Origin of the sequence: Mycoavidus sp. SF9855 (assembly GCF_024582735.1) — a bacterium.
GTDB lineage: Bacteria > Pseudomonadota > Gammaproteobacteria > Burkholderiales > Burkholderiaceae > Mycoavidus.
On record NZ_CP102085.1, the window covers coordinates 1,513,632 to 1,525,807 of the forward strand.

Annotated in this window: 8 protein-coding genes and 1 pseudogene; 4 read left to right on the forward strand and 5 right to left on the reverse strand. The window is 52.3% G+C overall.

The window, feature by feature from the left end; genetic code table 11:
- The first annotated feature begins 69 nt into the window (after window positions 1-69).
- A complete protein-coding gene (locus NQD60_RS05920) occupies window positions 70-981 on the forward strand; it encodes a cobalamin-binding protein (RefSeq protein ID WP_257100054.1) in 912 nt (303 codons plus the stop codon).
- Between the two features lie 14 nt (window positions 982-995).
- On the opposite strand, the gene aroC is transcribed toward NQD60_RS05920, so the two are convergent.
- The 5 genes and pseudogenes from aroC to aceE form a co-directional block, all read right to left on the reverse strand.
- On the reverse strand, window positions 996-2,096 hold the full coding sequence (gene aroC, locus NQD60_RS05925) for a chorismate synthase (RefSeq protein ID WP_257100055.1): 1,101 nt from the start codon (window positions 2,094-2,096) through the stop codon (window positions 996-998).
- Between the two features lie 82 nt (window positions 2,097-2,178).
- Window positions 2,179-2,625 carry a CBS domain-containing protein gene (locus NQD60_RS05930; protein ID WP_257100056.1) on the reverse strand — a complete coding sequence of 149 codons (447 nt, stop codon included), beginning with the start codon at window positions 2,623-2,625 and terminating at the stop codon, window positions 2,179-2,181.
- An 80-nt stretch (window positions 2,626-2,705) separates the two neighbouring features.
- Window positions 2,706-4,127: pseudogene (gene lpdA, locus NQD60_RS05935) on the reverse strand (dihydrolipoyl dehydrogenase); the annotation flags it as partial.
- A 44-nt stretch (window positions 4,128-4,171) separates the two neighbouring features.
- Window positions 4,172-5,539, reverse strand: a complete 1,368-nt coding sequence (gene aceF / locus NQD60_RS05940) for a dihydrolipoyllysine-residue acetyltransferase (RefSeq protein ID WP_257100057.1) — start codon at window positions 5,537-5,539, stop codon at window positions 4,172-4,174.
- Between the two features lie 83 nt (window positions 5,540-5,622).
- Window positions 5,623-8,316: a pyruvate dehydrogenase (acetyl-transferring), homodimeric type gene (gene aceE, locus NQD60_RS05945; protein WP_257100058.1), complete on the reverse strand. Its 2,694-nt coding sequence runs from the start codon at window positions 8,314-8,316 to the stop codon at window positions 5,623-5,625.
- Between the two features lie 376 nt (window positions 8,317-8,692).
- Here aceE and folD point away from each other — a divergent pair, with 376 nt between their 5' ends.
- The 3 genes from folD (at window position 8,693) to NQD60_RS05960 (ending at window position 12,145) form a co-directional block, all read left to right on the forward strand.
- Entirely contained in the window at window positions 8,693-9,568 is an 876-nt protein-coding gene (folD, locus tag NQD60_RS05950) for a bifunctional methylenetetrahydrofolate dehydrogenase/methenyltetrahydrofolate cyclohydrolase FolD (RefSeq protein WP_257100059.1), read from the forward strand.
- Window positions 9,569-9,575: 7 nt separating this feature from the next.
- Entirely contained in the window at window positions 9,576-11,651 is a 2,076-nt protein-coding gene (locus NQD60_RS05955) for a M3 family metallopeptidase (RefSeq protein ID WP_257100060.1), read from the forward strand.
- A 257-nt stretch (window positions 11,652-11,908) separates the two neighbouring features.
- Window positions 11,909-12,145: a type II toxin-antitoxin system Phd/YefM family antitoxin gene (locus NQD60_RS05960; protein WP_257100061.1), complete on the forward strand. Its 237-nt coding sequence runs from the start codon at window positions 11,909-11,911 to the stop codon at window positions 12,143-12,145.
- Window positions 12,146-12,176: the final 31 nt, after the last annotated feature.

Below are 12,176 nucleotides of genomic sequence, written 5' to 3' on the forward strand. Positions count from 1 at the left end.
CCCCTTATAATTTGTCTAAGGAGACCTGGTGTGCGCTTAAACGATACGCACTACTGAGCTTGCAACAAAATGCGCTTACATAAAAATTTGATCCAACTACTGATTAGCGTGCTAGCAATAACACCCTATAGTGCCTATGCAAATATCCAGGTGACAGACGATGTCGGCACAGTAGTCACGCTTACCACACCGGCCAAACGGGTGATTAGCCTAGCACCGCATCTCACTGAATTAATTTACGCAGCCGGCGGCGGATCTGTATTGCGCGGTACTGTCAAGCATAGCGATTACCCAAATGCCGCGAGACAGTTACCGCGAGTGGGCGATTACCAAGCACTTGATTTGGAGCAAATCATTGCGTTGCGACCTGATTTGGTAGTGGCTTGGCAGCATGGCAATGTGGAGCGTCAGTTGAACGCTCTGCGCAAATTACATATTCCGATTTTTTATAACGCGCCACGCCAGCTCGACGATATTTCTATCACGCTTGAAAAATTTGGCATTTTATTTGACACCCGCGCCACCGCCGATTCAGCCGCGGCTCGATTGCGTGCTGACATTGCAGCGTTACGCACACGCTATGCGCAACGTGCACCAGTACGGGTGTTTTATCAAGTATCTGATCAGCCTTTGATCACGCTGAACGGCAAGCAAATAGCCAGCGCTGTGATTAGATTATGCGGCGGCCATAATGTGTTTGCTGATTTAGCACTAGAGGCTCCTGTTATTTCGCTAGAAGCGGTGCTGGCAGCTGACCCGCAGGCAATTATTGTGTCGCGCCCGAGCGCAATCGCAACCGCTCAAGCCCTACCCAGCTTAGAGCGCTGGCGCAATTGGCCGCAACTGAGCGCCACTCAGCATAATGCTCTTTTTGCGATTGATGCAGATTTACTCGACCGCCCTGCCCCACGCATTGCGCAAGGTGCAGCACGACTGTGCGAAGCACTTGATACAGCACGCAATCGGCTTAAGCAGGAATAGGATTTATAGCGGGCTTATCTCGCTGAAGCAGCAATACGCGGCGTTAACACCTGCACGTCGCCGCACTGTGCGCGATGACGCAGTACATGATCCATCAATACCAAGGCGAGCATTGCTTCAGCAATTGGCGTGGCGCGAATGCCAACACAGGGGTCATGCCGCCCAAAGGTCTCAACCATCGCCGGCGCACCGGTTTTATCAATCGACTGGCGTGGCGTGCGAATGCTCGAAGTCGGCTTAATGGCAAGAGAGACGGTGATATCTTGGCCACTCGTAATGCCGCCAAGAATACCCCCTGCATGATTACTCATAAAGCCAGCCGGGGTCAGTTCATCGCCATGCTGCGAGCCACGCTGGGCGATGCTGGCGAAACCAGCGCCAATTTCAACCCCTTTAACGGCATTAATGCCCATCATCGCGTGCGCGATATCCGCGTCTAGTTTATCAAAAACAGGCTCACCCAGGCCAACTGGTACGCCACTTGCGATGACCGTGATGCGTGCACCGATTGAATCGCCTTCTTTACGCAGTTGATCCATATAAGCTTCTAGCTGCGGCACAATCTCTGCATTAGGGGAAAAAAACGGATTTTCTGGCACATAGGCCCAATCAATGAATGGAATATCGATCTCGCCAAGCGCGGCCATATAGGCTTGTATTTTGATCTTTAGATGCTCGTGCAGCCATTTTTTTGCGACTGCGCCTGCCGCTACCAAGGGCGCTGTTAAGCGTGCCGATGAACGGCCGCCACCGCGATAGTCGCGCAGACCATATTTATGCCAGTAAGTATAATCTGCGTGGCCAGGACGAAAGGTATCGACAAGATTGCCGTAATCTTTGCTCCGTTGATCCGTATTGCGGATCAACAGTCCAATTGGCGCACCCGTCGTGATGCCCTCGAAGACACCGGAAAGGATTTCAACACTATCGTCTTCTTTGCGCTGCGTCACATGACGCGACGTGCCAGGCTTACGGCGATCTAACTCAAGCTGAATATCATTTTGCGTCAGAGTCAGTCCAGGCGGACAGCCATCGATGACACAGCCAATCGCCGGACCGTGGGATTCGCCAAAGGTGGTAACCGTGAAAAGCGTACCAAGAGTGTTACCGGACATATCCGCTGGCCTAAAAAATTAAACGGAGAATTGAGAAAAGCGGCATTGCCGGCCCAGTGTACATCGTCTCAAGGCAGCCACTTCATTGGCTTTCGGTTTCAGGCCAATCCCGAATATAAGCTTTGAGCATGCGGTTTTCAAAACCTTGCTCCTCAACCACGGCTTTAGCCACATCGTAAAACGAAATCACCCCCATTAAGGTGCGCTCATTTAACACCGGCAAATAGCGTGCATGTCGTTCTAGCATCATGCGGCGGACCACATTAACATCCGTCTCGGGCGAACAAACCAATGGACTGCTATTCATGACGTCACGGATAGGGGTGGCGCCAATCACGCCGTCACTTGCTCGCAAAGTCAGAATAATCTCTCGGAAGGTGAGCAGACCCACCAGATTACCCTCTTCCATCACGACCAACGAACCAATATCGTGCGTCGCCATGGTATCCACCGCTTCGAGCAACGGTGTCTCAGGCCTTACCGTGAAAAGCGTATTCCCTTTGACTTTCAGTATGTCACAGACTTGCATAGATCCCTTCCTTGGGCTGACTCAATGTCTGGATGCTAACGGAAAGCTTAGCAAAGATAAAGTAGGCTGTTCAGCTAATGCTATTTCTTTCGTTGCGCAGGTAAGTCGGTGCAGACGCCTTCAAACAGTTCGGCCGCCATGCCAATTGATTCGCTGAGCGTCGGATGGGGATGAATCGTTTTACCTATATCGGCTGCGTCTGCCCCCATCTCAATTGCCAGGCAAAGCTCGCCAATGAGATCTCCCGCGCTGGTACCGACAATCCCGCCGCCAATCACACGGTGCGTCGTTTGGTCAAAAATCAGTTTGGTGAGGCCTTCATCGCGGCCATTGGCAATGGCTCGGCCGGAAGCGGCCCACGGAAACACTGCTTTACCGTATTGCATGCCTTCTGCTTGACACTGGGCTTCCGTTTTGCCCGTCCACGCCACTTCTGGATCCGTATAGGCAACCGAAGGGATCTGATACGCATCAAAATAAGCTTTCTGGCCGGCGGCGACTTCCGCCGCAATATGCCCTTCGTGCACAGCTTTATGGGCCAACATAGGCTGACCCACGACATCGCCAATTGCAAAAATATGCGGCACATTGGTGCGTTGCTGTTGGTCAACGAGGATAAAGCCGCGCTCATTGACCTGGACGCCGGCTTTGTCGGCGCCGATTTGATGGCCATTGGGCTTGCGCCCGACGGCTACTAGCACCAGGTCATAACATTGTGCACTGCTAGGCGCCTGTGCGCCTTCAAAACTAACATGAATCCCATCATTTTTAGCTTCAGCTTGAACCGTTTTGGTTTTTAGCATGATCTGCCCAAAGCGAGGCGCATTAAATTTTTCCCATACTTTGACCAAATCACGATCGGCCCCGGCCATCAGGGTATCCGACATTTCAACAATATCAACTTGTGCGCCAAGCGCTGAATAAACGGTTGCCATTTCAAGGCCGATGATGCCGCCGCCAATCACCAACATGCGCTGTGGAATCTGCCGCAATTCAAGTGCGCCCGTTGAATCAACGATGCGCGGGTCAGCCGGCATAAAAGGCAACGGTATTGACTGCGAGCCCGCCGCAATAATGGCGTGCTTGAATTTGACCTGGCGCACCTGACCGGCTTCGGCTTGGACGGCCAGCTGGTGAGGGCTAGTAAATTCACCTACCCCATTTATAACTTGCACTTTACGCGCTTTTGCCATCTGCGCTAAGCCGCCGGTTAGCTTGGCGATCACCCCAGATTTAAAGGCACGCAGTTTATTTAAATCGATTTGTGCTTCGCCAAACGAGATACCGTGCGCCGCCAAGGCTTTCACTTCCGCACTAATTTGCGCGGTATGGAGCAAGGCTTTCGACGGAATGCAGCCGACATTTAAACAGACCCCGCCAAGCGTTGGGTAACGTTCAACCAGTACCGTGTTCAAGCCAAGATCAGCGGCTCGAAACGCGGCAGCATAGCCACCGGGCCCAGCGCCTAGTACCAGTAAATCACACTCCACCGGATCCGCTGCTGGCGGCTGTTTAGTTTCAATTGAACTCATCTATCAAACCTTTACTACAGGGTTACACGGCGGAAATCGGCTAGCACAGCAGCCAGATAGGCGTTAAAACGAGCCGCTTCAGCGCCATCGATAACGCGATGGTCATACGATAAAGAAAGCGGTAACATGAGACGTGGCATGAACTGCTGACCATCCCATACCGGGCTTAGCGCACTACGGCAAACGCCCAAAATAGCCACTTCAGGCGCGTTGATAATGGGCGTGAAGTAGGTGCCGCCAATACCGCCTAACGAAGAAATTGAAAAGCAGCCACCCTGCATCTGGTCAGATTTGAGCTTGCCTTCGCGGGCGAGTTGAGCCAGTTCTGCGGTCTCTTGTGCAATCTCCTGCACCCCTTTTTGATCGGCGTCTCGAATCACCGGCACCACCAGACCATTCGGGGTATCTACCGCAAAGCCAATGTGATAGTACTGTTTATAAATCAGGTTATCGCCATCCAGACTGGTATTAAAGCTGGGGTATTGTTTAAGCGCCGCAACGCTGGCTTTGATTAAAAAAGCCAGCATGGTGACCTTGGCGGCAGTTTTATTATTTTCTTGGTTTAGCTTTACCCGGAAAGCTTCGAGCTCTGTAATATCGGCATCTTCATTGCTCGTCACATGGGGAATCATGACCCAATTGCGATGCAGGTTAGCGCCTGCAATTTTTTTGATACGCGATAAGGGCTTGGCTTCGACTGGGCCAAATTTTGTGAAGGCAACTTGTGGCCAGGGAAGTAAATTGAGGCCACCACCGGCGCCGCTCGCTACCGCGCCCGAGGCCGGCAAGCCACCTTGCAATGCAGCCTTTATGTAAGCCCGCACATCGTCTTGTGTGATACGTCCTTTAGGCCCGCTGCCGCTAATCTGCTGCACATCGACCCCAAGCTCGCGCGCAAATTGGCGTACTGAAGGACTGGCATGGCTTGCCGTGCGGTCTGCTTGCGGGCTGGCTACGCCAGTTAGAGCCGTTGCCTCTGCTGACGTTGGTGCTAACGCGGGGCGAGGCGGCGGGCTCAAGTTGGCTGAGGCTCCCTGCTGCTCAGTGGGCGCACCTACGATACTCTGCGCTACCGGCAATTGAGGGCGATTCGTGGCCGCTTCTTGAGCCGGCGACGCGTGCTCGGCTAGCGGGGCTTCGGCCACGCTCTCAAGCAAAACAATCACTGTGCCCTGAGAAACACGCGCGCCGGGTTTCACTTTGATTTCTTTGACCCGACCAGCGCTGGGACTCGGGATATCCATCGTGGCTTTGTCCGACTCGAGACTCAGCAAAGACTGCTCTTCCTCAACCATGTCTCCTGGGCTCACCAGCACTTCAATGACTGGCACGTCAGCGTAGTCGCCAATGTCCGGTACTTTAATTTCAATGATTTGACTCATTATGTGTTCTCTAAGAGGAGGATATGCAACCCGTATAAGGGGCTGCACTATATCCTATCCATACATCGATATGAACAGGCCTACTAAACGGTCATTGGGTTAGGTTTAGCCGGATCGAGCTGATATTTGGCTAATGCTTCAGCCACAAGCTGTGGCTTAATCACGCCTTCATCCGCCAAGGCTTTGAGCGCCGCCACGGTGACCCAATAGCGGTCAACCTCAAAGAAGTGGCGCAGCTTCTCGCGTGTATCCGAGCGGCCAAAACCATCTGTCCCCAACACCACATAGCGACCTGGCACAAAAGCCCGGATTTGCTCAGCAAAGGCGCGTACATAATCCGTTGCCGCAATCACTGGGCCTTTGGCGTCTTTTAGCAATGTCTCAACGTGAGAGCGCTTTGGCGCCTCAGCAGGATGGAGTAGATTGTGTCGCTCAGTGGCTTGCCCATCTCGAGCAAGCTCGGTAAAGCTTGGGCACCCCCATAGATCGGCAACCACCCCCCAATCTTTTGCTAGTAGGTCGGCAGCCGCAATCACTTCATTGAAAATGGTACCTGAACCGAGCAGTTGCACGCGGGGCATTGTGTCCTGCTGAGAATCGGCTTTCTTAAAGCAATACATGCCTTTCACAATATCTTGCTCAATGCCTGCCGGCAATGCCGGATGCTCGTAGTTTTCATTCATTACCGTAATATAGTAATAAACGTCTTCTTGCTCCTGCACCATCCGGCGCAAGCCATCTTGCATAATAACCGCGAGCTCATAGCCAAATGTCGGATCATAGCTTACGCAGTTTGGAATCCCGGCTGAAAACAGATGCGAATGGCCATCTTCGTGTTGCAACCCTTCGCCATTGAGCGTAGTGCGCCCAGCTGTCGCGCCCAGCAAAAAGCCACGCGAGCGCATATCGGCAGCAGCCCATGCCAGATCGCCAACGCGCTGAAAGCCAAACATCGAATAAAAGATATAGAAGGGAATCATCTGCTCGCCGTGCGTTGAATACGCCGTTGCCGCCGCGATCCAGTCGCACATCCCGCCCGCTTCGTTAATCCCTTCTTGTAAAATCTGGCCAGTTTTTGATTCTTTATAAAACATCAGCTGATCAGAATCCTCCGGCACATATTTTTGGCCGTCCTGATTCCAAATGCCAATCTGCCGGAACAAACCTTCCATGCCGAACGTCCGCGACTCATCCGGCACAATCGGCACGATCCGCTTACCCAACGCTTTATCTTTGAGCAAGATATTTAAAATCCGCACAAAAGCCATCGTCGTTGAAATCTCGCGGCCTTCTCCGGTTCCTTTTAAAACCGGCTCAAAACTAGTTAACGCAGGCACTGGCAACGGCTCAGCCTTAGCGCGGCGAGCCGGCAAATAACCGCCTAACGCCATGCGCTGCTGCCGCATATAGGTCAGCTCTTTTGAACCCTCTTCAAATTTCAGGTAAGGGACATCGGCCAGGGCTTCATCTGTAATCGGCAGACGGAATTGATCACGGAATTTTTTCAGTGCATCAATCGGCATTTTCTTTTGCTGATGGGTGATATTCATCGCTTGACCTGCTTCACCCATGCCATAGCCTTTAATGGTTTTGGCTAAAATTACGGTGGGTTGGCCACACGCTTGCGACGCTGCGGAGAAAGCTGCATAAATTTTATGCGGATCGTGTCCGCCACGATTTAAATTCCAAATATCGTCATCTGACCAATCTGAAACTAATGCTTTGAGCTCTGGTGTATTGAAAAAATGCTCGCGCACATAAGCGCCGCTTTCAGATTTGTAAGTTTGGTATTCGCCATCGACGACGGCCCTCATGCGGCGCATCAGTACACCCGTTTTATCACGGGCAAACAAAGCATCCCAGCGGCTGCCCCAAACGATCTTAATCACATTCCAGCCCGCGCCACGGAAAGAAGACTCCAATTCCTGGATAATCGAGCCACTGCCGCGCACCGGACCATCGAGCCGCTGTAGATTGCAGTTCACCACAAACACCAGATTATCGAGCCGTTCGCGGCCGGCCATGCCAATCGCGCCGAGGGACTCGGGCTCATCGGTCTCGCCATCGCCCAAAAAGGCCCATACTTTGCGCCCTTCAGTTTGAACGATGCCACGCATCGCTAGGTACTTCATGAAGCGCGCCTGATAAATAGACATAATTGGCCCCAACCCCATCGACACGGTTGGGAATTGCCAAAAATTCGGCATTAACCATGGATGCGGATAAGACGAAATGCCGTTGCCCCCCACCTCTTGGCGGAAATTATCCAGTTGCTCTTGCGTCAGCCGGCCCAACAAAAAGGCTCGCGAATAAATGCCCGGCGACGAATGGCCCTGCATAAAAATCAAATCGCCCCCATGCTCCTTAGAAGGCGCATGCCAGAAATGGTTAAAGCCCACGTCATACAGCGTAGCGGCGGAGGCAAAGGAGGCGATATGGCCTCCTACGTTCGTCTCTTTACCCGCGCGCAAGACCATCGCAACGGCATTCCAGCGCGTATAGGATCGAATGCGGTGTTCAATGTCCGAGTCCCCAGGATATTGCACTTGCTGCTCAACTGGAATCGTATTGATATAAGGCGTGGTTGCCGAAAATGGCAAATGAGCGCCGCGCAAGCGGGCAAGCTCAATCTGTTTTTCAATCAAATAGTGAGCACGTTGCGGGCCAACACTGGCCAGCACGCCTTCAAGCGCCTCTAGCCACTCACCCGTTTCTTCGGGATCTTCATCGTGTTCGACAGCAATATATTTCAACACTTCCTTGGGTACGGCAGACATTTTGTCTCCTGATGAAAGAACTGCTTCCCTGTTTGGCGTATTTCGCTTTAGAAAGCGATTTAAGCCGAAACAGGTCTTAACGGCCAAATTGTAAAGAGCGCGCATTCAGCAATGCAAGAAGAATTTCCAAATTACGGGAAATATTCCCATAATGTGAAATATTATTGCATTGCAGCATAAAATTGGCGGCAAAACAAAGCTCGGTGAGCGCCGCCCGCGACAGAGATCAAACACGCGTTGAGAATAATCAGGCCTCTTTGCAGCCATGACATAGCCAGTATAATGTGTTGCTTTCCATCAACAAGGTATTTGTTTTGTAGCCTCATCGACACTCTACAATTTTGCCAGACTACAAAACTCGCCCTCTACTATTATCATGACCGCTACTTTAATTAACGGCAACGCCCTCTCAAAAATTGTCCGCGCTGACGTCGCCGCGCGCGCTGCTACTCTTGCCCAACAAGGGTGCCGGCCTGGGCTGGCGGTGATATTAGTCGGCGACAATCCAGCCAGTGCTGTCTATGTCCGCAATAAAGTGAAAGCCTGTGAGGAACATGGCCTGCATTCTTCATGCGACCGTTACCCAGCAAATCTCAGTGAAGCCGAGTTGCTAGCGCGCATTGAGATGCTCAATCGCGACCCAGCCATTCACGGCATTTTGGTGCAATTGCCTCTGCCGGCACATATTAACAGCCATAAAGTGATTGAAGCCATTGCCGCCGCTAAAGACGTGGATGGCTTTCATATTGCCAACGCCGGCGCGTTACTCACTGGCCAAGCGCGCTTTCGACCCTGTACGCCATATGGTGTTATAAAGATGCTGCAAGCTTCAAAGATTCCGCTGAGCGGCGCCGAGGCGGTCGTGATTGGCCGCTCAAATATTGTCGGCAAACCAATGGCGCTGCTGTTACTTGAGGCTGGCGCCACGGTCACCATCTGCCATAGCAAAACGCGAGACCTGGCCGCTCATACGCGCACAGCGGATATCGTAATTGCAGCTGCCGGTCAGCGCAATCTCCTGACGGCCGATATGGTTAAACCCGGTGCGACCGTCATTGATGTTGGCATGAACCGTGATGAAGCAGGTAAACTTTGCGGTGATGTTGATTTTGAACAGGTCAAAGAAGTGGCTGGCCATATCACGCCGGTACCTGGCGGCGTCGGTCCAATGACCATCACCATGTTGCTTGTGAATACCGTTGAAGCGGCCGAACAAGCATGTACAGATCACCTCAATTCACAGATCGCTTAAAAATTTTATGAAATCTGATAATCCGCTGCTCGACTTTTCCGATTTACCACGCTTTGCGCAGATTCGCGCCGAACACGTCACACCCGCGCTGGATGAGTTGCTCGCCAATGCAACCGCCGCCATTGAGCGTGCCAGTGCACCTGACACGCCGACTGACTGGCAAAATATAGTGGCAGCCGTCGAGCGCGCAACCGAGCCGCTGTCGCGCGCGTGGGGCGTAATTGGTCACCTCAATGCGGTGGCTGACACCCCAGAGCTACGCGCAGCGCACAGCGAAAACCTCCCACGTGTCACTGAATTCTGGACCAACGTCGGCCAAAATTTAGCGCTCTACGAAAAATATAAGGCGATTGCGGCAAACCCCGATAACTCAGACTTATCTGCGGCACGTAAAAAAATCCTCGATAACGCGCTACGCGAATTCAGGCTTGCCGGCGCTGAGCTAGATGACGCCAGCAAGCCACGTTTTGCGGCTTTGCAAGAGCGTCAAGCGAATTTATCAAAAGCCTTTTCTGACCACGTGCTTGATGCCACCAATGCCTATTCATATCTAGTGACCAATGAGGCTGAGTTGGCCGACTTGCCCGCTGATGTGCGCGAGAGCGCGCGTCACCTGGCGACTAAAAATGGTCAAGCAGGCTGGGCCTTTAGCTTGCATTTCCCGTCGTATTTCCCGGTGATGCAATCTGCTCAACATCGGCCACTGCGCGAGGCAATGTACCGGGCATATCATAGCCGGGCATCAGAATTGGGCGTCCAATACAGCAACGGTAAGCTTGAGTGGGACAATACCCAAAATATCATCGAACAGCTTACCCTGCGTGCCGAAGAAGCGCATATGCTCGGTTATGCCAATTTCGCTGAAGTGTCACTGGCCTCCAAAATGGCCGAGTCCCCAGCGCAAGTCAAACAGTTTCTTGATGATCTAGCGCAACGCGCCCGCCCCTATGCGGAAAAAGACTGGCAGCAATTACAAGATTTTGCCGCCAGCGAGCTTGGCTTGGCCGAGTTGGCGCCATGGGATATTACCTTTGCCTCTGAAAAATTGCGTGAGCAGCGCTACTCGTTTTCTGAAAACGAAGTCAAACAGTATTTCCCTGAAAATACCGTACTTGCCGGTCTATTCAAAGTTGCCGAAACGCTTTTTAATATTACTTTACGCGCTGACCACGCGCCGGCCTGGCACCCCGATGTACGATTTTTCCGCATCGAAAACGCCAGTGGTCAGCTCATTGCACACTTCTACCTTGATCTTTACGCCCGCGAAGGCAAACGTGGCGGCGCCTGGATGGATGATGCCCGGGCTCGTTGCCGCCAGCAAGATGGTGCCATCCAAACGCCGGCTGCCTACCTAGTGTGTAATTTCTCAGCACCGATTGGCGACAAACCTGCCTGCTTCACGCACGATGACGTGATTACCCTGTTCCATGAATTCGGCCACGGGCTGCACCATATGCTCACGCGCATTGATGAACTCGCCGTCTCCGGCATTAATGGCGTTGAATGGGATGCGGTTGAATTGCCGTCGCAATTTATGGAAAACTTCTGCTGGGAATGGGAAGTACTGCACGCAATGAGCGCGCATATTGATACTGGCGAGCCACTACCTCGAACTCTGTTTGACAAAATGCTGGCCGCCAAAAATTTTCAAAGTGGTTTAGGCACGCTCAGGCAGGTCGTTTTGTCGATGTTTGATTTGCATTTACATACTGGCTTTGACCCGACTGGTACCACCCGCATCGACGAACTGGCACGCACTCTGAATGACACCTACCATGTCATCTCGCAGGCCCCGTTCTCGCGCTGGCCAAATACCTTCAGCCATATTTTTGCAGGCGGCTATGCGGCTGGCTATTACAGCTATAAATGGGCCGAAGTGTTATCCGCCGATGCTTATGCGGCGTTCGAAGAAGCTGCGCAAGCCCAAAATGGCAACGTCCTTGACCCGATTATCGGCGCTCGCTACCGCACGGAAATACTTGAAACCGGGGGCAGCCGGCCCGCGATGGCGTCATTCACAGCGTTTCGCGGTCGTGAACCCACGCTTGATGCGCTGTTGCGCCACCACGGGATGAACGCTTAAAGATAGCCGAGACAGCCTCTAAAATCGGAGGCTGTTTGGCTGCATCAGCATAGTTGCGCAGCACACTGCCTGGCTCACGCGCCTCAAGAAAGGCGCTGACGAAGGCCCTCAGCCGAGTTAAATCAAACACATGGCGGTTGCCCTTGCTGCCGCACCAAAAATCATACACAAAAATTGCATCAATAAGCTTGCGCTCTCAATTAAAACCAAATAGAATAAATATAACTTTAACGGGTTAAATAGATGGAGATTAAATAATGCGAGTCGTCGATATTTATGAAGCACAAATCAAGTTATGCGGCCTCATTGAGGCAGCGCTGGCGGGCGAGCAAATTGTGATTGCCGATGGAAGTCGTTTTTTAGTTAAGCTCGTGCCGTGGAAGCAACATGCCAACATGCACTATAAACCTGGCTTAATGCCTCAAAAGCCTTCGCCTCTGAGAGGGTTACCCGAACAAATATATGCAATGTTTAAACAGAGAGAGGTTGCATAGTGCTTACCAGCAACAAATACGAATATGCTAC